Annotated in this window: 12 protein-coding genes and 7 pseudogenes; 14 read left to right on the forward strand and 5 right to left on the reverse strand. The window is 68.0% G+C overall.

Annotation, left to right across the window (positions count from 1 at the left end; all coding sequences use genetic code 11):
• Window positions 1-35: 35 nt before the first annotated feature.
• Window positions 36-476 carry a hydrolase gene (locus QF037_RS46065; protein ID WP_307035980.1) on the reverse strand — a complete coding sequence of 147 codons (441 nt, stop codon included), beginning with the start codon at window positions 474-476 and terminating at the stop codon, window positions 36-38.
• A 114-nt stretch (window positions 477-590) separates the two neighbouring features.
• On the opposite strand from QF037_RS46065, the gene QF037_RS46070 reads away from it, so the two are divergent.
• The 4 genes and pseudogenes from QF037_RS46070 to QF037_RS46085 all read left to right on the forward strand — a co-directional run.
• Window positions 591-836 (forward strand): hypothetical protein, encoded by a 246-nt coding sequence (locus QF037_RS46070; protein WP_307035982.1) that lies wholly within the window; start codon window positions 591-593, stop codon window positions 834-836.
• A 254-nt stretch (window positions 837-1,090) separates the two neighbouring features.
• Window positions 1,091-1,633, forward strand: a complete 543-nt coding sequence (locus tag QF037_RS46075; protein WP_307035984.1) for an MOSC domain-containing protein — start codon at window positions 1,091-1,093, stop codon at window positions 1,631-1,633.
• A gap of 205 nt (window positions 1,634-1,838) precedes the next feature.
• Window positions 1,839-2,513, forward strand: coding sequence for a pentapeptide repeat-containing protein (locus QF037_RS46080; RefSeq protein ID WP_307035986.1), 675 nt, complete (start codon window positions 1,839-1,841; stop codon window positions 2,511-2,513).
• A gap of 85 nt (window positions 2,514-2,598) precedes the next feature.
• Window positions 2,599-3,039, forward strand: a pseudogene (locus tag QF037_RS46085) (transposase); the annotation flags it as partial.
• Between the two features lie 407 nt (window positions 3,040-3,446).
• Here the strand turns inward: QF037_RS46085 and QF037_RS46090 are convergent.
• On the reverse strand, window positions 3,447-4,208 hold the full coding sequence (locus QF037_RS46090; RefSeq protein WP_307035989.1) for an isocitrate lyase/PEP mutase family protein: 762 nt from the start codon (window positions 4,206-4,208) through the stop codon (window positions 3,447-3,449).
• 447 nt (window positions 4,209-4,655) lie between these two features.
• On the opposite strand from QF037_RS46090, the pseudogene QF037_RS46095 reads away from it, so the two are divergent.
• Window positions 4,656-4,826 (forward strand): annotated as a pseudogene (locus QF037_RS46095) (helix-turn-helix domain-containing protein); the annotation flags it as partial.
• Between the two features lie 206 nt (window positions 4,827-5,032).
• Here the strand turns inward: QF037_RS46095 and QF037_RS51215 are convergent.
• Window positions 5,033-5,112: pseudogene (locus tag QF037_RS51215) on the reverse strand (helix-turn-helix domain-containing protein); the annotation flags it as partial.
• Between the two features lie 829 nt (window positions 5,113-5,941).
• Here QF037_RS51215 and QF037_RS46105 point away from each other — a divergent pair.
• The 5 genes and pseudogenes from QF037_RS46105 to QF037_RS46125 all read left to right on the forward strand — a co-directional run bounded on the left by QF037_RS46105 (window position 5,942) and on the right by QF037_RS46125 (window position 11,205).
• The gene (locus tag QF037_RS46105; RefSeq protein ID WP_307035991.1) at window positions 5,942-7,384 is read left to right on the forward strand and encodes a non-reducing end alpha-L-arabinofuranosidase family hydrolase; all 1,443 of its coding nucleotides are present in this window, start codon (window positions 5,942-5,944) and stop codon (window positions 7,382-7,384) included.
• A gap of 363 nt (window positions 7,385-7,747) precedes the next feature.
• On the forward strand, window positions 7,748-8,854 hold the full coding sequence (locus QF037_RS46110) for a ricin-type beta-trefoil lectin domain protein (protein WP_307035993.1): 1,107 nt from the start codon (window positions 7,748-7,750) through the stop codon (window positions 8,852-8,854).
• A 45-nt stretch (window positions 8,855-8,899) separates the two neighbouring features.
• A pseudogene (locus tag QF037_RS46115) lies at window positions 8,900-9,037 on the forward strand (IS701 family transposase); the annotation flags it as partial.
• A gap of 68 nt (window positions 9,038-9,105) precedes the next feature.
• Window positions 9,106-10,716, forward strand: a pseudogene (locus QF037_RS46120) (glycoside hydrolase family 43 protein); the annotation flags it as partial.
• Between the two features lie 33 nt (window positions 10,717-10,749).
• Window positions 10,750-11,205 (forward strand): RICIN domain-containing protein, encoded by a 456-nt coding sequence (locus QF037_RS46125; RefSeq protein ID WP_307037740.1) that lies wholly within the window; start codon window positions 10,750-10,752, stop codon window positions 11,203-11,205.
• Window positions 11,206-11,646: 441 nt separating this feature from the next.
• Here QF037_RS46125 and QF037_RS46130 read toward each other — a convergent pair whose 3' ends face one another.
• Complete coding sequence (locus tag QF037_RS46130) at window positions 11,647-13,365, reverse strand: cellulose-binding protein (RefSeq protein ID WP_307035995.1); 1,719 nt, start codon at window positions 13,363-13,365, stop codon at window positions 11,647-11,649.
• 1,072 nt (window positions 13,366-14,437) lie between these two features.
• Here QF037_RS46130 and QF037_RS46135 point away from each other — a divergent pair.
• From QF037_RS46135 to QF037_RS46145, 3 genes and pseudogenes are all read left to right on the forward strand, one after another.
• Window positions 14,438-15,306, forward strand: a pseudogene (locus QF037_RS46135) (transposase); the annotation flags it as partial.
• A gap of 79 nt (window positions 15,307-15,385) precedes the next feature.
• A pseudogene (locus QF037_RS46140) lies at window positions 15,386-15,610 on the forward strand (substrate-binding domain-containing protein); the annotation flags it as partial.
• 261 nt (window positions 15,611-15,871) lie between these two features.
• On the forward strand, window positions 15,872-17,005 hold the full coding sequence (locus QF037_RS46145) for a GH12 family glycosyl hydrolase domain-containing protein (RefSeq protein ID WP_307035997.1): 1,134 nt from the start codon (window positions 15,872-15,874) through the stop codon (window positions 17,003-17,005).
• 302 nt (window positions 17,006-17,307) lie between these two features.
• Here QF037_RS46145 and QF037_RS46155 read toward each other — a convergent pair whose 3' ends face one another.
• Complete coding sequence (locus QF037_RS46155) at window positions 17,308-18,612, reverse strand: RNA-guided endonuclease InsQ/TnpB family protein (RefSeq protein ID WP_307035999.1); 1,305 nt, start codon at window positions 18,610-18,612, stop codon at window positions 17,308-17,310.
• A gap of 160 nt (window positions 18,613-18,772) precedes the next feature.
• On the opposite strand from QF037_RS46155, the gene QF037_RS46160 reads away from it, so the two are divergent.
• A complete protein-coding gene (locus QF037_RS46160) occupies window positions 18,773-20,950 on the forward strand; it encodes a glycoside hydrolase family 6 protein (protein WP_307036000.1) in 2,178 nt (725 codons plus the stop codon).
• The last annotated feature ends 84 nt before the right edge of the window (window positions 20,951-21,034 follow it).

The raw sequence follows: 21,034 nt of genomic DNA on the forward strand, positions 1-21,034 counted from the left end.
CCGCCGGGACCCGGGATGCCATGCAGGTCCTGAGTTCAGCCGGCAGTGTCCTGGGGTCTGTCGATCACACGCTTGATGCCGATCAAGACCCGGTAGCGCTGCCGCTTCACGAACTCTGCCATCTCCCAGACCACCGGGCGCCCTATCTCTGCACACAGATGCAGCACGTGCCCCTCGTTCACCCACACGCCTACGTGGGCGCCGTAAGCATCATCCGTGGCGTTGAACAGCACCAGGTCCAGCGGCTGAGCAGCCGATACACGGACGGTGGCCTGGGTATCGGCCCATAGTTCACTCGAACGCAGATCAGGAGGAGCCAGGCCGAAGTGCCGAAGCACCGCGTAGGCGAACAGCTGGCAGTTTGCACCCTCCTCCAGACGGGGAAGGTCAGCCACCTCCGACGACCCCGGAAACCGGGAGCTCACGTACGGAACGGTCCAGTAGACAGCCGGTAATTGGTGCAGCACTGGATCCATGCCCCCATCCTCCCTGAGGTCGCACCGGGACAAGGGCTCTAGGCAGGGCGGCCGGGCCCCGTCTGCTTCGCTGATCGGGTCGGTTGGCAGGCGGCGTTTGGGCGAGGGGGTGCAGTGGAGATTGCGGCGGTGGTGGTCTCGGTCGTGGCGCTGGGGGTGCCCGGGGTCGTGTCCTTGCGGCAGTTGCGGCTGACGGAGCATGCGAACACGATGCCCGTTCTGGTGGATCTGTTTCGCGAGTACGGCAGCATTCCTCTGGCTCGGGCACGGCGCGTGGTGTTCGAGCAGCTGCCTTCTTGTGATCTGTCCGCGGGGCTGGAGGGGCTGCCTGAGTGTCGTGCGGTGGGCGCGGGCGAGTGAGAAGACCACGCCCCAGGCGCAATCGGTGATCGTCAGTTGCACACCGGCACACCTCGAGGACGGGCGGGTCTCGGTGTGGATCAGGACGGTGCCGTAGCTGTGTCCTTCGCGGAGCGCGAAGTCATCCACTTCGAGCACCCGCGGTGGCGACGTCTCGGGCGAACGGTCTCACCCGCGGTGGATCGTGGCTGCTGTGCCTTGAGCCCAAGGGTTAGGGTCGTGGCTGACCATGGTCACGGGAGGGGATTTCGAGGATGAGCGGGATAGTGGCGGCAGTCAGCAGCAACGGCGAGTACTCCTTCACCAAGCCGAACCGGGACAGCATCATGCTGCTCGCCGGGCTCGGTGTGGAGGGTGATGTGCATGCCGGCGTGACGGTCAAACACCGCTCTCGAGTTGCGCAGGACCCCACCCAGCCGAACCTGCGCCAAGTCCACCTCATCCATGAAGAGCTCTTCGCCGAGGTCAGTGCACAGGGATTCAAGGTGGTGCCCGGTGACCTCGGCGAGAACATCACCACCCGCGGCATTGATCTGCTGGGTCTGCCGGTCGGCACGCTGCTGCGCATCGGCGACGATGCGGTGCTGGAGGTGACCGGCCTGCGCAATCCCTGCCTGCAGATCGACAACTTCCAGGACGGGCTGCTGAAGCAGGTTGTCGGCCGCGATGAGGCCGGGAACGTCGTGCGCAGGGCCGGAATCATGAGCATCGTGAAGCAGGGCGGCGCGGTGCGCCCGGGCGATACGATCAAGACGGAGCTTCCCAGCGGGCCGCATCGGCCTCTGGAGCGGGTCTGACGTCTCTTTTGGGCTCGTCGTCGCGCTGGACGCCGGCGCGCTGATGGAGGGCAGTGCCTGCTCCTGCGCGGCCGGCGACAGCTCGAACTGACCTGCTCGATGTACCTGGCTCGGGCCGTGACGTATCGCGTGGGGGCCCGGGCCTCGAGTACGAGATGAGTACTCTGAAGCGAAGCGATTGCGCTGGGACTGGCTACGTCCGCTGGTGCAGGCGCCCTACGTGCCGACGATCGGGCAGGTCCACCCGTCCCGTCCTGACCGAGGACCTGTTCACGGACACTCTGATCGCGGCCTGCACCGATCGGTGGTTCTTGCGCTACGACAAGGACATCCGCTGGTTGGACAGCAAGGACGAGGCCGTCCTCATGGCGGGCATCGGCTGACAGACGGCGAACTGCCGGAAATCCGGGCGACGGCCACCGATCCGGCTGACACGCTGGCGCACATGACCACGCCGCTGACCGCGAGACAACGACTCGCCGCGTTCCACAGTTATGCGGCCGTGAACGGTGAGGACTTCACCGGCCAGAACCTGGCTTCCGCTCGCACGTCGCGGCTGCGGTTCACCCGCTGCTCGTTCATCGGGGCCGATCTACGCCACGCCACCCTGGACGGGTGCTGGTTCAAGTTCTGTGACTTCAACGACGCAGACCTGCGCGGGGCTTCACTGCGCGAGGTCAGCCTGGCCGGATGCGATCTGCGGGGTGCTGACCTGCGCGACACCGATCTGACCGACGCCAGGTTCGGAAGCGTGAACACTGGCGTGCCCCGGCTCGGGCTGACCTACGTCACCGGTGCCCGGTTCGAAGGAGCGTCCTTGCGCAACGTTCAAGCGGACGGCGTCATCGGGTGGCCACCGGGGCACGGCGCGAACGAGTAGGGCCTGCCTGACGGCGAGATCACGATCTACCACTGGAGTACTCGACGTCATTTCAGTTGGTGTGATCTTGCGGCACTCTGGGGTGGTGACTGCTGCGCTTGTCGAGTGGTTGGCGCCGGAAGACCTGTGGGAGTTGTTCAGCGGGTGGTCCCGCCGGCACCGGAACGCCCGCAGGGCGGAGGGCACCGCCGACGAGGGGACCGGGAGGTACTCGCCGCGATCATCTTCGTAGCCACTTCGGGCTGCACGTGGAACCAACTGCCATCCGGATTCGGCCTGTCCGGCGTCACCGCCTTCCGCCGGTTCACCGAGTGGACCGAGGCCCGGGTGTGGGCCAAGCTCCACCGCCTGGTCCTGGACGAACTCGGCTCCCGGGTGGGCTGGACTGGTCGCGGTGCGCGATCGATTCGGTCAGCGTCCGGGCCCTCAAAGGGGGCAGCTGACGGGACCGCATCCGACCGACCGCGGCAAGAACGGATCGAAATTGACCTGCCGCGTCACGCCTCACACGCTATCAACTTCCGTGTGGCCAGCGGGTGTCGTCCGGTGGACGGTAGACCCCGGTCCGCCCTGGCGGCGAACCGACTTTCCCTGCCCTGCTCCGCAGGAGCTACGTTTCCTCCCCGGCCTAAAGGCCGGGGTATCCACGAAGGACAGACCCGATGACGACGTGTCATTTCACCATTACGACGGGCTCTAGGGTGATTTCGGCGTCGCAGCCGTCCTGCATTCGGCGGTGTTGAAGCGGCTGGAGGTCCTTCGACCTCCAGGCCACTCACCGGTCACCAGGGCAGGCTTGCCTCAACTCGGGCGATGCGGCGCCATCCGGGAGAGCCGACTATGGCGACGCAACCTCGCAAGTCCGCGCCTGACTTCCACCGTGCGGCGAAGAGTTCTGGCGGCGCGGCCGGACCCTGCCGCCCGGTCAACTTCTCAAGGTGCCCAGGGCTTGAGCATGTCCTTCATCGTGTCGGTCAGGGCGATTTGCAGGAGCGGGCCGTAGGTGATCCGGCCTACGCCGAGGCGACGGAAACGCTCGAGATCGTGCTTGACGGGATGGGCCGTGGAATTGACGGGGATGTTCACTGCCCCGATCACCGCGGTGAGCAGTTCATCGTTGTCCTGGATTCCTACCGGGTAGACGCTGTCCGCTCCGGCCTCCTCCAAAGCACGCAGTCGCTCGATCGCCTCGTGGAGGACGCCGGAAGCGTCCTGCGCGTGCAGGAAGAGGTCGGTGCGCCCGTTCACCCAGACCGCGACACCTGACTCGTCCGCCGCCGTACGCAGACCTGCAATGTAATTGGCGTGCTCCTTGGTGCTGCGCACCCGGCCGCCGTCCGAGTGGACGGTGTCCTCGATGTTGAGGCCGACCCCGCCGACCTCGATGAGCCCGGCGACGAGATCAGCAGGCTTTTGCCCGTATCCGGACTCCAGGTCCACAGACACGGGGACGTCGACCGCCGCGATGATCGGCTTGACGGCGGCGAGCACATCGTCGAAGGTCTGCCCCTCGTGATCCGCTGCCCCTCGGGAGTCTGCGAGGGGATGGCTGCCGACCGTCAGCGCGGGGAACCCGGCGGCCACTGCTGCACGCGCGGACCAGGCGTCCCACACGGTCGGCAGCACGAGCGGCTTGCTTTGGGCGTGCAGCTGCTTGAGGCGTTGAGCTCGCTCTACGGTGGTATCGAAGTCCATGTCGGGAACACTACCCGGACCACCAGGCGAAGCGGCCCGGCATCAGGCATGCGGCAGCCGGCCATGACGGAGGGCGGGGCCGATCAGCCGCTACCGCCAGCGCCAACGTCATGGCCATCCCCAACCGGCCCCTCGAACCGCCGCTGTGGGAAGCATCGACGTGTTTGTCAGCTGAACTGTCCACTGTCGCGCGCACACGCGCGGCTCCGCTACCGGGCTTCATTCGCAGTGGTTCGGCCTTCAGGCCGGGGGTGAAGCGAATCTGATGACAGCGGCGCGGAGCGTCGCCGCATCCGCTTCGGCGGAGCCGGACGATGTGCGCGCCCCACCCGTGGCGCGAAGCGCCACGAGGGCTGCTCCCGGCGGAGCCACATCACGAAAGTGCAGTGCCGCCCGGTTCTGATCTTCCGCATGTCGGCCATGACCCAGGTATGTGTCGTGATGGTCATGCAGCTCCGGTACGCCTTCAGGCTGTACCCGGACATCGTCCAACGCAGCGCGCTGGCCAGGGCGTTCGGGTGTGCCCGGGTGGTGTTCAACGACGCGGAGCGCGCCCGCGAGGATGCCCGCGCGGCCCGAGAGGCGTTCCCGACGGCCGGTGAGCTGTCCAGGAAGCTGAAGAAGTTTCCGAACGCTGTCTGCAGATGGCGCAGCGCCTGCTGCAGCGGGACCGAGGACACCTCGGCCAGGAAAGCCAGTTCCTCGGTCTTCTTCCACGCCGTGAGCGCGGCGGAGGACTGCACGTAGGAGACGCGGCGCTGCTCGCCGTACCTGGCCCGGGTGCGTTCCTCCAGCGCCTTGTTGTAGACGAGGCGGACACAGCCGAACGTGCGCGACACTCAGCCGACTGCTCCTTCGTGGGGTAAAAGCGGTACTTGAACGCCCGCTTGACCTGCCGCGTCACACGTCACACGCTATCAACTTCCGTGTGGGCAGCGGGTGTCGTCCGGTGGACGGTGGACCCCGGTCCGCCCTGGCGGCGAACCGGCTTTCCCTGCCCTGCTCCGCAGGAGCTTCGTTTCCTCCCCGGCCTGAAGGCCGGGGTATCCACGAAGGACAGATCCGGTGACCATCGACCGGGTCGCCGGGATCGCGGTCCGACATCCTCAAGTCGTGGCCGCAGGACGCCACTACGGCCTGCAAGCACACACCTGCGTCCCGTTCGGTCCCAAGTCCAAATGGGGGCAGGGAGGCCACCGTCCGCATCGCGAAGACGGACCTGATTCCGACCTCCGCGAACCTGCGGGAGGAGCGCGGATGCTTCGCCGAACTCCGCGGGGCCTGCGCGATCTTCTGGCGGCAGGTCAGCACCCGCGTCCACCGCGAGACAGGCAGGGCGCCGGCCTCCGCGCTAGACGGTCGAACGCACCCGCCTGCATCCGCTGCCCGTGGCCCCTCACGCCCTCAACTTGGACCGCGCGGCAACCTTTTCGGGAGCGGCGGCAACCAGTACTGCAACGGTGCCTGTCCAGCCCGCGCCCGCACCTATACCTGACCCTCAGTCAAAGGTCCGTACAAGCAGGGGACTTGAGGCCGCCTGGTTTCAGTCTGCGAGCGTCTCTGTTCGCGAATCATGTGAGAAGTATTGACGTCATTCATGGGATGTCTAGCATTCTCTTGCTCGACACTTCGACCCTTGTTCGGCATATCGGACAGAGTCGTGCCACGTCGGCGCCCGGACGGCCTCTGATGGGGTGGACCGGGGTCGCTTGCTCAGGGATGACGAGGTCCTTATGTGCAGACGTAGTTTCAGCCGCAGACGTCCGTCGGTGGTGCTCGCCGCCGTGGTTGCGGCTCTGGCCGCGTTGGCGGCGCTGCTTGTCGCCGGCCCGGCTCAGGCGGCCACCACCAGCGACGTGCGCGGTGTCGATTCCGGCCGCTGTCTCGATGTGTCGGGCTTCAGCCAGACCGACGGCGCGAACGTGCATATCTGGGACTGCCACGGCGGAACCAACCAGCAGTGGACCTTGACGGACAGCGCCCAGCTGACCGTATACGGCAACAAGTGCCTGGATGTCCGGGGCGGCGCCACCACCTCCGGGACCCCGGTGCAGATCTGGACGTGCAACGGCAGTGACAACCAGCAGTGGCGGGTGAACCCTGACGGCACGATCGTCGGCGTGCGGTCCGGCCTGTGCCTGGAAGTCGCGGGCTGGGGCAAGGCCAACGGCACAGGAGTGCAGCTCTGGTCGTGCCACGGCGGCACCAACCAGAAATGGACCGGCCTGTCCGGAGCGAGCAACGCGTGTGCTCTTCCGTCGACCTACCGCTGGACATCAACCGGCCCGCTGGCGAACCCCAAGGCGGGGTGGGCCTCGCTCAAGGACTTCACCAGCGTCGTCTCCAACGGCAAGCACATCGTCTATGCCACGACGCACAACACCCTCGCCGGTGACGACGGGCGCTGGGGATTGACGACCTTCAGCCCCTTCACGAACTGGTCCGACATGGCCTCCGCCACGCAGAACACGATTCCCTTCGATGGCATCGCGCCGACGCTGTTCTACTTCGCCCCGAAGAACATCTGGGTGCTCGCCTACAACGGGGGTTGGCCGTACAGCTTCTCCTACCGCACCTCGAGCGACCCCACCAACCCCAACGGCTGGTCCGCGCAGCAGGAGCTGTTCACGGGCACCCTCCCGAAGGGAGGCCCTCTCGACGTGACCCTCATCGGCGACGACACGAACATGTACATGTTCTTCGCCAACGACGAGGGCGACATCTACCGGTCCAGCATGCCCATCGGCAACTTCCCGGGCACCTTCGGTTCGGCCACGAAGATCATGAGCGACACGGCGCTCAACCTGTTCGAGGCGCCGGAGGTCTACAAGGTCCAGGGTCAGAACCAGTACCTCATGATCGTCGAGGCCCAGAATTACACAGGGTATGGTCGCTACTTCCGCTCGTTCACGGCCACCAGCCTGGGCGGCACGTGGACACCGCAGGCCGGGGCCGACACCGTGACCAGCCCCTTCGCCGGCAGTGCCAACAGCGGCGCGACGGCCTGGACCAGGGACATCAGCCACGGCGATCTGGTTCGCACCAACCCCGACCAGACCAAGACCATTGACCCTTGCAATCTGCAGTTCCTCTACCAGGGGCGCGACCCCAGCACCGACGGCGGGGACTACGGCCTCCTGCCCTACCGGCCGGGCGTGCTGACACTGCAGCGCTAGCCGGTGGCATGACACAGGTCCGGCTCCGGTGTTCCTGACGTTCGCGGGCAACGACGCACGCCGAACCGGGCCCGGAGCCCGACTGAACCATGCCTCGACACACCGTCAGGCCCTACTCACCCGACAACGTGACAACGCCCCCCGTGGCCGGCCAGTGCTTTGACTGGGAGGGGGCCGGGCTTGCCCGCCCGTTGTGGGAGCGGTCGCGGACAGCCGCTACGCACAGGTTCCTCACCACGCCGTTCCGTCAGTACGTCATGTGTCCGCCGATGCCAACGGGACGACGCAGCAGCCGAGTTGCCGACACGAACGGCGAACAGCCCCCGCCAGATTCAGCACTCACTCGCAGAAGAGGACGACTGCATGAGAAAGCCTTGGATACTGTCCCTCATCACGCTGGTCATGGCCGCGCTCGGGATGACGGCAGCAGGTGTGGCACCTGCCTCCGCCGCCTCGAACACGCCCTTGCGGGTCATGCCGTTGGGCGACTCCATAACCTGGGGCGTGGGAAGCAGCACGGGCAACGGCTACCGGGGTCCGTTGTGGGACATGCTCGCGGCGGACGGCCATCCGCTGGACTTCGTCGGCACGTTGCGGGGCGGTTCGATGTCCGACCCCGACAACCAAGGTCACCAGGGATACAGGATCCACCAGATCGCCGAACTCGCCGACGCCTCGCTGACCCGCTACCGGCCCAACGTCGTGACGCTGATGATCGGCACCAACGACCTGGCGGGGAGCTATGAGGTCTCCACCGCCGCCGACCGGCTGAAGTCGCTGGTCAACCAGATCACCGCCGACGTCCCTGACGCGACCGTCCTCGTGGCCTCCCTGGTCGTGTCCACCCTCGGCTCGGAGGAGCAGTACCGTGCCGCGTACAACCAGGCCATCCCCCAGATCGTGAGCGAGGCACAGTCAGCGGGCAAGCACGTCGCATACGTGGACATGAGCAGCCTGACCACGGCCGACCTGGCCGACCCCCTGCATCCCAACGACGCGGGCTACCAGAAGATGGCCGACGCCTTCCACCGCGGCATCCAGTCCGCGGACAGCGCCGGGTGGCTGAGGAACCCCGCCCCCGCCCCCGCACACGTACAGTCCGACAACGCCGGCAAGTGCATGGACGTCAGCGGCTTCGGCACCGCCGACGGGACCGCCGTCCAGAGCTGGAGCTGCGGCGATAGCATCAACCAGTACTGGTCCGCCTACACCGATGGCACCCTGCGCTCCATGGGCAAATGCCTCGACGCCGCCGGCTTCGGCACGGCCAACGGCACCAAGGTGCAGCTCTGGGCCTGCCACGGCGGCTCCAACCAGATCTGGCAGCCCTACAACGGCGGCTACCGCAACCCCGCCTCCGGCCGCTGCCTCGACGATCCCGGCTTCGCCACCACCGACGGCACACAACTCCACCTCTGGGACTGCCACGGCGGCTCCAACCAGAAGTGGACCACACTGACCGCCGGATGACCCCCGCTCCCGGGACCGGAGCCCCTCCCCGCCCCGGTCCCGGGATTCGAGGGCCGCTCCTGGACCGGCCGGCATCACCACGTCACCCTGGTCACCGCCGCCCACGCGTTCCTGACCGAGCAGCGCCTGGCCCCAAAAGCCGATACAGCGAGCTCACCCTCTACCAGATCCTCGACGCCATCCGAGAATGACGTCCGACATTTCGAACTTCGGTCTCTCGGTCCCCCTACCCGTGAGGAAGCTGATCTCTCATGTCCTGGCTCCAACACCCCCACAGCCGCCGGAGAGTCATGGCGGTCACCGCCGGCCTGACCGCGGGCGCCACACTGCCGATAATGGGCACGATGCGCGCGGCGGCGGCCACGACGGCCCAGCAGGAGCGGTTCACCAACCCGGTGATCTGGCAGGACTTCGCCGACCTCGAGGTCATCCGCGTCGGCGACACGTACTACTACACCGGATCGACCATGCACTTCTCGCCGGGCGCGCCCGTCCTGCGCTCCTACGACCTGGTCAACTGGGAGTTCATCGGCCACTCGGTGCCGGTCCTCGATTTCGGCGACGCGTACGACCTCAACGGCGGACGGGCGTACGTCCAGGGCATCTACGCGTCCTCGATGCGCTACCGCCCCAGAGACAAGACCTTCTACTGGCTGGGCCAGATCGGTTGGCAGCGGTCGTACGTATACAGCGCCACCGCCGCGGCGGGCCCCTGGACCCGGCACGCCGAGATCGGCAGCATTTACTACGACGCGGGGCTGCTCTTCGACGACGACGGCACCCCGTATGTGGCGTACGGCGCCAACGAGATCCGCGTGGCGCAGCTCTCCCCGGACATGCGCACCGAGGTCAGGTCCGAGCACGTCCTCACCAAGCCCGACGCGTTGCACCTGATGGAGGGCTCCCGCTTCTACAAGTTCAACGGGAACTACTACATCTTCGTCACCCGCCCGCCCAACGGCCAGTACATCTGGAAGTCCACCTCAGGCCCCTTCGGCCCGTACGAGATGCGGGAGGTGCTGCTGGACCTGCCCGGCCCGATCCCCCGCGGCGGTATACCGCACCAGGGCTCGCTGGTCGACACCCCGAACGGCGACTGGTACTACATGGGCTTCATCGACGCCTACCCCGGCGGCCGCGTTCCCGCCCTGGCCCCGGTCACCTGGAACGCTGAGGGGTGGCCCAAGCTCCAGACCGTCGACGGCGCGTGGGGGGAGACATACCCCTACCCGGTCACCCCGCACCCGCTCCCGCCGATGACCGGCGCCGATACCTTCGAGGGGACGGCGCTGGCGCCGCACTGGGAGTGGAACCACAACCCCGACACCGCCGCGTTCACCGTCAACAACGGGCTCACCCTCAGGACCGCCACCGTCACCGACGACCTCTACAGCGCCCGTAACACCCTCACCCGCCGCATCCAGGGCCCCGCCTCCACCGCGACCGTCGTGCTCGACTACTCCGGGATGGCGGACGGCGACCGGGCCGGGCTGGCGATGCTGCGCGACTCCTCCGCCTGGATCGGCGTCACGCGGCAGAACGGCGTCAGCAGGCTGGTGATGTTCGACGGCCTGACCATGGACGCCAGTTGGAACACCAGCAGCACCGGCACCGAGCAGGCCCGCGCCGACCTCCCCGCGTCCGGCAGCCGCGTCTGGCTGCGTGCCGCCGCCGACATCAGCCCGGGGCCGGGCCGCCAGGCGACGTTCTCCTACAGCACCGACGGCACCACCTTCACCCGGCTCGGCCCGGCCTTCACCATGAACGAGAGACCTCATTTCTTCATGGGCTACCGCTTCGCCGTCTTCAACCACGCCACCAGGGCCCTCGGCGGCAAAGTGCGGGTGGAACGCTTCGACTTGCGCGCGTGCGGGCCGGCGGCGCAACCGGGCACTGTGGAAACGAACGCCTGGTACGTCATAGTCAACCGCAACAGCGGCAAGGCACTGGACGTGGCGGGCGTGAGCTCCGAGGACGGCGCCGCGCTCACGCAGTGGGCCCGGACCAACGGGACCAACCAGCAGTTCCAGTTCGTGGACTCCGGTGACGGCTACTACCGGTTGAAGGCGAGGCACTCCGGCAAGCTGCTGGACGTCTCCGGCTGGTCGACGGCCGACAACGCCGCCATCCACCAGTGGAGCGACCACGGTGGCGCGAACCAGCAGTTCCGGTTGGCGGACTCACCGGACGGATACTTCCGGTTGATCAACCGCAACAGCGGGAAGGCCGTCGAGGTACCGGGCTTCTCCTCCGAGGACGGGACCGGCATCATCCAGTACTCGGACTGGGGCGGCGTGAACCAGCAGTGGAAGCTCGTCCGCGTCGGCTTCACGGGCTTGAGCTCCTGCTGACACCGGTATCCGGTTCAAGCCCACCGGAACTCCCCTTGCCCGCTGGGCAAGGGGAGTTCCGGTCTGCGCGCGCCCGAGGTCGCACAGCCGACAGCGAGGTCCGAAAGGAGTGCTTTCTGGTGACCGACAGAGCGACAGAAAGGCACCTAGCCAGTCTGCGCGCGAGTCGCCACCGCTCAAAGCGGCACCAGATCATCCTCATAGTCCTTCCGGACTTGAGGGTTGCGTTTCCGCTGGTGGAGCGTAGGGCGGGAGGTGAACCGTTCCGGGTTCGATAGAGATCTCAGATGTTGGCTGTGACCTGGAGATTCGTGGTTGCTCGGTAGAAGTTGGCTTCGTGGTTGATTCCTGACCGCCGACGCCGGCTCGGAGGCCGACGGCCCGGCGCGCACGCCACGGGTGGGTGGCGTTGCTGCCGGGCCGTCAGTCACTCTCGCGTTCTCACTTCCCGTGCAAACCCCTGCGGCGACGTCCGCGAAGCACCAGCACGCCGCCGGCAGCGATGACCAGCAGGCCACCGAGGGCGCTGTACGTGACAACAGCGTTGCTCGCCCCGGTGGAAGCCAGGTCGCCGGACGTGCTGCTCGGGGTCGCCTGGCTGACGAGTGCGCCGACCTCCCCCTGCGCACGGGTGCCGGTAGTGCCGGGGGCGGAGACAACCGGCGTGACGGCGGTCGGTGTGGGGGCGGGCGACGGCTTGTCAGCACTGACGGTCCCCGACGCGGGCTTCAGCTGAAGAGTCGTGATCGAGTACGGCGGCAGCTTCTGTGCGCCCGCCGTGCCCCGCTTCGCCGTCGTCAAGGCAGTGTCTCCCTTGGCATACGAAACGGTCGTGACCGCCCCTGCGGCCGGGGTGAATCCGGCGTACGAGAGCGACACCTGCGCCGCGTCCTTCGGGCTCTTGTTGATCAGCATGACGTTCAGACCGCCCTTGCTGCTCCGCACCGCGTGCACGGCGACCGACGAGTTACGCGAGGACGACTTGACCATGGTGTCGCCAGGCTTCGCCAATGCGGTCAGCGAACGGATGCCCCAGTAGGTGGGGAAGGGCGTGTCGCGCCGCGGCTCGCACTTCCCCCCGGCGCAGGTTCCGGCGGAGAGAATGCCCCCGTCCCGGTAGTCGGTCTCGCCGTGGACGGTGGTGGGCGCTTCGCCAGAGCCGTTGTGCAGGTTCCACCAGTCCACGTGGGTGGCACCCTGCTCGAACCAGGTCATGTAGGTGTCCGGCGCAAACAGGGCCGCGGCCTGGCTGGTCAAGGCGGGCGAGCCGACGGCGTCGGTCTCAGTGACCGCGATCTCCACCGAAGCAGCGCGCGAGCCCGCGTACTTGGCGATCAGCGAGCGCAGCGAGGACCTGACACCGGCGATCCGGGAGGGGGTGTTCAGCAGGTCGGCCGTGGTGGTGCCGCCCGGATACCAGTGGACGATGACGAAGTCGATCGAGCGTCCCGCGATGGAGAGCACCGTGTTGTTCCAGTCGGCGGTGTCACCGGCAGCCTTCTCCGCATCCGGCCAGAAGCCGGGAGTGGTGAGCACCGCTCCGATCTTCACCTTCGGATCCACGGCCTTCATCGCCTTCGAGTAGGCGACGAGGTTCTTCCCGTACTCCTTCGGGCTCTTGTCGGCGTGGTTGTCAGTTTCCCAGCCCTTGCCGTCGCCGTAGTGCCCGTTACCGTAGACCTCGTTGCCGATCTCCCAGTACTTCACGCCGTAACCTTTGTCGACGTTGGCGTACTTGACCCAGTCGGCGGCCTCTTTGGGGGTGCCGGAACCGTAGTTCGCGGTCAGGATCGGCTGGGCGCCGACCTTCTTCGCGGTGGCCATGAAGTGGTCGAAGTCGGTGTTGGAGGGGATCCAGCCGCTGCCGTCGCCGTAGGTGTGGGTCTTCCAGTGGTAGTCGTCCGCGCCGGAGCCGCCGGGATAGCGCAGCTGCCGAACTCCCGCGCCCTTCATCAGCGATGTCACCTTGGGGTCCCCCATGTGCTCGTCGCCGTAGCCCGTGTTGAGGCCGAAACCACTGCTGGGCACCGTGCCCAAGGAGGTACCGGCATCCACACGGATGCCGATGGTCGCCGCGGCGCCCGCGCTGGGCGCCAAGGCGCCGACACCGGCCGAGACGGCGAGCACCGCCACCGCCCCCGCGACAAAGCGGAGGCGCATCCGGCTACGGCGGGGCGTGCGACCCCGAGGCATCGGCTGCTCGGCGGATCTCGGGTCTTCTGATGACACGTAATGCTCCGATCGGGTGGTGACACAGAGGGCGTAGCGCCGCTGACCACGGCTCGCCCTCGTCGGTACACGCCTAAGTGGCCACGCAGAGCGGAAAGGTTGCCATCTCAATTACTTTTTTCGCCGAGACGCGGTCGCACCGTGTCACAGGACCCGGCGAGAGGTCGTTTTGAGGGCATTTGGCGGGCGGCGGCAGGCGCTTGGGCCTCGCGGACCTTCATCGGCAACAAATCCCACCACGCTGTACGAGACAGCGCTACGCGATACTCGTCCTGTGGACTGGTTCGAGCAGGCCCGGGCGGCGGAACAGGCTCCGGGACTGGGATGCGGCCATCGCGTTGGTAAGCGCCCACGCCGAGTACTACTCCACCGATCACTACACGCACGACAACCATCTGTGGCACATGGATTTGCTCGCCCGTGCGGAGCGGTTCTCCGAACTTACGGAACTCGCTCTCACGGATGTCCATGCACGTCGGAGACTCAACAGATCGCTTCGCGATCAGGGGATGGAGGCGGTTCTGCGCAGCCGCGCCAAACACGGTGACCGTGACGCTCTGTACGTCCTTGTTCGGCTGCTGTGCGAGAAAAATCGGGCCAGGAGGCCCATCGAGCGGTCCAGGACTTCGGCCCGGAGGATCAGTACGCACACCAGATCGTGGCCCGCTTTCGATCGCCATCAAGCGGTGCGCAGTAACGCTCGACACCTGCCTCATCTGACCAGTCAGGAGACGGTTCGTGGAGTGGTCGTTCGCGGGTGAGGCAGAGTCAGGACTGTTGATCGCGGTGCTGGGTCGGTGCCGACGCGGACGCCGTACTGGTCCAGGCGGCGCTCCTGGACGCCGTACGACGCCGTGCTACCGGCTGACCGCACTGGCCGCCCGATCAGCGGCACAGGCTGCGCTCGGAGGTCGTCACCAGGAGGTCGGCGACCTCGTCGACGGGGGCACCGCGGCCCGTGTGCAGCAGGTCGAAGCTGTCGAAGCCGGTCAGCGGCCAGAGCACGTCGCTCGCTCAGTCCGTGGCTGTGTTGGCGCGGGCCCAGCAGGATGCGACATGGAACCGACGGCAGCTGACCAACCAGCTCAGGTCCCTGCTGCGGTGCTACTACCCGGCGGCCTTGGAGGCTGTCGCGGGCTGGCAGAACGGACTGTGCCGGCCGGAGACCCGCGCGATCCTGGTGGTGGCGCCCGCCCCGGGCAAGGCGGCCGGCACCAACCGGAAGAGGCTGTGCACAGCCTCGGCCGGCACCAACCGGAAGAGGCTGTGCACAGCCCTGAAGCGAGCGGGCCGGGTGAGAGGCATCGAGGCCGAGGCGGAACGCAGCCGCAGGCCCGTCACCCGAAGCTCGTCGAGGAGGCCCTGGGCCAGCAGATGCTCGGACTGCTGCGGCAGCTCGACGCGGCCTGCCACACGGTCGACGAACTCGCTGAAGCGACCGAGAAGGCGTTCCGCGAACACCCCGACTCCGAGGTGATGTTGAGCTTTGCGGGCCTGGGCGCCCAACTCGGCGCCCGCATCCTCGCCGAGATCGGCGACGACCGGTCGCGATTCGACAACGCCCGTGGGCTGAAGGCGTACGCGGGCGCGGCCCCCATCACCAGGGCCTCCGGCAAGCACCACTACGTCGGCCGCAGACGGATCAAGAACAACCGCCTGCACGACGCGGGCTTTCTCTGGGCCTTCTCCGCCTTGACCGCCTCCGGCGGCGCGAATGCCCACTACCGGCGCCGCCGGGCCCGCGGTGACTTCCATCCGGCCGCTCTCCGGAACCTGTTCCATCGGATGCTCGGCCAGCTCTTTCACTGCCTCCAGACGCGGACTCTGTTCGATGAAAAGGCGGCGTTCCCGATGCCTGTCCTCGCTGCTGCTGGACAAGTAGATGCCGTGAGAGGTCCATGCTCGATGTCCCGTACGAGCTGGTTGAGCATGTCTGCTGTCTCATCCGGTGCTGCGGCCGGCCGGCCGCCAGGTGCCCGAGGATGTCGCGGTGATCGGCTTCGCCGACTTCCCGCTCGCCCGGCACACCGAGCCGTCGCTGACGACGGTCCGGCAGCCGCTGGAGGAGGTCGGGCGGACCATGGTGCGGCTGCTGATGGAGGAGATGGAACAGCCGGAGGTCGCCTGGCGCCATGTCATCCTGCGCACCCGGCTGGTGGTGCGCGACTCGGCCTGAGGGCCGCGGACGAGCGCGGGCGAAACTTTCGGGAGCGCTCCCAACTCCCGGCGTCCATCGAAAGGTTGCGATGTGCCCGCCTGACCTGCGACGTCGAAATCCATTCGATGCATTCGCGCGCACAGGGTTGTCACGGACATGGGCGAACTCCTACAGTCCGAGCCGAACCGGTGGGGTGGGAGCGCTCCCATCAGTGGGGAGGTGGGAGCGCTCCCGTGCCGGCTCCGGCACAGCCGAGCCACGTTCGAGAGAGGCACACGCATGCGACCGTTACCGCACCGTCCCCGACCCGTGCGCGGCCTGTTCGCCGCGCTGCTCTCCGCTTTCCCCGCGCTCGCGGCTCTCCTCGTCGCCGCACCGCCGGCCCAGGCCGACACCACGATCTGCGAGCAGTACGGCTCGACCGTCATCCAGGGCCGCTACGTCGTGCAGAACAACCGCTGGGGCACCAGCGCCACCCAGTGCGTCACCGCCACCGACACCGGCTTCCGCCTCACCCAGGCCGACGGCTCGGTGCCCACCAACGGCGCCCCGAAGTCGTACCCGTCGGTGTTCAACGGCTGCCACTACGCGAACTGTTCGCCGGGCACCAACCTTCCGGCGCAGCTCAGCACCATCTCCAGCGCGCCCAGCAGCATCTCCTACGGCTATGTCTCGGGCGCCGTGTACAACGCCTCGTACGACATCTGGCTGGACCCGACGCCCCGCACCGACGGCGTCAACCGCACCGAGATCATGATCTGGTTCAACCGGGTGGGCCCGATCCAGCCGATCGGCTCGCCGGTGGGCAACACCACTGTCGGCGGCCGCACCTTCGAGGTGTGGACCGGCAGCAACGGCTCCAACGACGTGATCTCCTTCGTCGCTCCCTCGGCGATCAGCAGCTGGAGCTTCGATGTCATGGACTTCGTCGACCAGGCTGTGGCCCGGGGCCTGGCGCAGAACAGCTGGTACCTGACGAGCGTCCAGGCCGGGTTCGAGCCGTGGCAGAACGGCGCCGGACTCGCGGTGAACTCCTTCTCCTCCGCCGTCAACCTCGGTGGCGGCGGCGACCCGGGCGGCCCCGGTGGGCCGTCCACGGCCTGCCAGGTGACCTACGCGACCAACGTCTGGCAGGGCGGCTACACCGCCGACGTGACGGTCAAGAACACCGGTACCACCGCCCTGAACACCTGGCAGCTCGGCTACACCCTGCCCTCCGGACAGCGCGTCACCAGCTCATGGAACGCCACCCTGTCCGGCTCCTCCGGCGCGGTGACGGCGAGTCCCGTGGCGCACAACGCGCAGATCGCCGCCGGCGGCAGCCAGACCTTCGGCTTCCAGGGCACCTACAGCGGCACCTTCGCCAAGCCCGGCGCCTTCACCCTGAACGGCACGGCCTGCACCAGCGCCTGACCGAGGCCGGTGCGCCGCACCGGCCTTCTCCAGGGCCCGCCCCGCCTTCCCGCACCGACGGGGGCGGGCCCCGGCCCCCACGTCCGCCCCTCCGGCCCGCACCCGGAAAGGCCGCACCCCATGAGCCCGAGCCGCACCGTGTCCGCACACCGCACGCCGACTTCACGCCCCAGCGTGCCCTTACGTTCCCGGACCCGCTGCCCCGCCCTCGTGCCCGCGCTGTGCGCCACGACCCTCGCGCTGACCGGTCTTGCCGCCGCCCCGCCCGCCCAGGTCCCCACGGCCGCCGTCGCCCTGCCGTATCAGGACCCCTCCCTTCCGGTGCCCCAGCGGGTCACCGATCTGCTCTCCCGGATGACGCTCGACGACAAGCTCGGGCAGTTGACTTCCTCTCCCGCCGAAAGGCGGGGGATTCCAGCGGTCGCCCGCTGGGGTTCCTGCTTCACCGACGACCGCCCCGTCCGGGAGGACTCCCGTTGAGGTCTCACACCGTCTCCACAGGCAGACGCCGCCAGCCCGGCGGCCAGGATGTTGCGTGCCGCGTTCACGTCGCGGTCATGCACCGCGCCGCACTCGCACGTCCACGCACGGACGTTCAGCGGCAGCTTCGACGTGACCGTCCCGCAGTTCCCGCACAGCTTGCTGCTGGGGAAGAAGCGGTCGATCACGACGAGCTCGCGCCCGTACCAGGCGCACTTGTACTCCAGCATGGAGCGCAGGTGTGTCCACGACGCATCGCTGATGGCGTGTGCGAGCGTGCCGTTCTTCAGCAGGTTGCGGACGGTGAGGTCCTCGATCACGACCGTTTGGTTCTCACGGACGAGACGAGTCGACAGCTTGTGCAGGACGTCCCGGCGCCGGTCGGCGATCCGCGCATGCACGCGGGCGACCCTGCGTCGGGCCTTCTCCCGATTGTTGGAGCCCTTCACCTTCCGCGACAGCTCACGCTGCGCCCTCGCCAGGCGGACACGGTCACGCCGCTCATGCCGGGGGTTGGCGACCTTCTCCCCGGTGGACAGGGTCACCAGGGAGGTGACCCCGGCGTCCAGGCCGATCGCCCCTGTGGTGGCGGTGGCCGGGGCGATGCTGTCCTGGCACAGCAGGGACACGAACCAGCGACCCGCCGCGTCGCGGGACACCGTCACCGTGGTCGGCTCCGTCCCCTCGGGCAGCGGACGCGACCAGCAAACGTCCACGGGCTGCGTCATCTTCGCCAGCGTCAGCTTCCCCTGGCGCCACGTGAAGGCGCTGCGGGTGTGCTCGGCCGACGCGCGGGACTTCTTGCGGCTCTTGTAGCGCGGGTACTTCGCGCGCTGGGCGAAGAAGTTCCCGAACGCCGTCTGCAGATGGCGCAGCGCCTGCTGCAGCGGAACCGGGGACACCTCCGTCAGGAAAGCCAGTTCCCCGGTCTTCTTCCACGCCGTGAGCGCGGCGGAGGACTGCACGTAGGAGACGCGGCGCTGCTCGCCGTACCAGGCCCGGGTGCGTTCCTCCAGCGCCTTGTTGTAGACGAGGCGGACACAGCCGAACGTGCGCGACAGCTCAGCCGCCTGCTCGTTCGTGGGGTAGAAGCGGTACTTGAATGCCCGCTTGACCTGCTGCGTCACAACCCAAACCCTACAACTTCCGTGTGGGCAGCGGGTGTCGGCAGGTGGACGGTGGACCCCGGTCCGCCCTGGCGGCGAACCGGCTTCCCCTGCCCTGCTCCGCAGGAGCTTCGCTCCCTCCCCGGCCTGAAGGCCGGGGTATCCACGAAGGAGGACACCGATGACCCACCCGACCAGAGCCGTCGGCGCCTGGCTGCCGCGCACGCGCCGACGGTCGGCAGCTCTGGCCACCGCCCTGGCCACCCTGATGCTCGGGGTGGCCGGCCAGATCGCGGGACAGCCCGCGGCAGCGGCGGAAGCTCATGTCGACAACCCCTTCGCGGGGGCGACTTTCTACCTCAACGCCGACTACGCCGAGCACGTGGACACGTCCATCGCGCAGACCTCCGACGCCACGCTCAAGGCGAAGATGGAGAAGGTCAAGAGCTATCCGACCGCCGTCTGGCTGGACCGGATCGCGGCCGTCCACGGCGGTGAGGCCAACGCAGGGCGCAAGAGTCTGGCCAACCACCTCGACCTGGCGCTCGCCCAGAAGAAGCCCGGACAGCCGATCACCGCCACCTTTGTGGTGTACGACCTGCCGGGACGGGACTGCGCCGCCCTCGCCTCCAGCGGCGAACTCCCGCTCACCCAGGCGGGTCTGGACCGCTACAAGAGCGAGTACATCGACGTCATCGCGCACGTCCTCAAGAACCCCAAGTACCAGGACGTCCGCATCACCACGGTCATCGAGCCCGACAGCCTGCCCAATCTGGTCACCAACACCGCCGACCCCGAATGCGCCCAGGCCAAGAGCAGCGGCGTGTATGTCAAGGGCATCCAGTACGCTCTGGACAAGCTGCATGCCATCCCGAACGTGTACACCTACCTGGACTACGCGCACTCCGGCTGGCTCGGCTGGGACAACAACCTCACCCAGACCTTGCAGCAGTACACCGAGGTGGCCAGGGGCACCGCGGCCGGGCTGAGCAGCGTCGACGGGCTGATCACCAACGTCGCCAACTACACGCCGCTGGAAGAGCCGTTCCTGACCAACCCCGACATGACGGTCGGCGGCAACATGGTCAAGTCGAGCAAGTTCTACGAGTGGAACCCGAACTTCGACGAGGTGGACTTCACCAAGAACGTGCACCGGGCGCTGGTCTCGGCGGGCTGGCCCGCCTCCACCGGTCTGGTGATCGACACCTCCCGCAACGGCTGGGGCGGCGCCGCGCGGCCCACCGCGGAGAGCACCAGCACCACCCTCGACACCTACGTCACCGAGTCCAAGGCCGACCGCCGTGCCCACCGCGGACTGTGGTGCAACGCGAGCGGAGCCGGGCTCGGACAGCCGCCGCAGGCCACGCCCTCCGGATACCCCGACTCGCATCTCGACGCCCTCTTGTGGGTCAAGCCGCCGGGGGAGTCCGACGGGGCCAGCAAGGACATCCCCAATGAGGAGGGCAAGCGCGCGGACCCGATGTGCGACCCCGACTACACCGCGTCCAACGCCGGCAACAACAAGACCGGGGCGCTGCCCGACGCACCGCTGGCCGGCCACTGGTTCCACAACCAGTTCCTGATGCTGGTGCGCAACGCCTACCCCGCCGTGCCGACGGGCGGCACCGACCCGGGTGACACCACCGCCCCGTCCGCCCCGACCGGACTGCGGGCCACCGCGAAGACCGCGAGCAGCGTCTCCCTGGCCTGGAGCGCGGCCACCGACGACGTGGGCGTGACCGGGTACGAGGTGTACCGCAACGGCACCCGGGTCGGCTCGCCGGCCGCCGGAACCACGTACACGGACACCACCGTGCGGGCCCGTGACGCGGCCGGGAACGTCTCCGCCGCCTCCGCAGCGCTGAGCGTCACCACCGAGACGGGCGGCGGCGGCCCCGACCCGGCGGGCGGTCTCAAGGTCGCCTACAAGAACAACGACTCCTCGGCCACCGACAACGCCATCCGCTCCGGCCTGCGGATCACCAACACCGGCAGCGCCGCTCTCGACCTGGCCGGGGTGACCGCCCGCTACTACTTCACCCGGGACGGCGGCGCGTCCACGGTGAGCGCCTGGTGCGACTACGCCGCGGTCGGCTGCTGCAACGTCAAGCTCAGGGTCGTCCCGCTGAGCACCCCGGTCGCGGGCGCGGACGCTTATCTGGAGGTCGGCTTCTCGGCCGGCTCGCTGGCCGCGGGCCGGGAGACCGGTGACCTCCAGCTGCGCATGGCCAAGTCCGACTGGTCCGCGTTCAACGAGGTCGGCGACCACAGCCGCACCACCGCCACCTCCTACACCGACGCCCCGGCGATCCCCGGCTACCTCGGCACCACCCTGGCCTGGGGCGCTCCGCCCGCCTGATCCGCCTACCTCCCCACACTCCCTCGCCCGCCCGGAGCGACCTCTTCCCCGGGCGGGCGGGGGCTCCACAGCGGACAGCAAAGG

It is taken from the genome of Streptomyces canus, from assembly GCF_030815415.1.
Lineage (GTDB): Bacteria > Actinomycetota > Actinomycetes > Streptomycetales > Streptomycetaceae > Streptomyces > Streptomyces canus_F.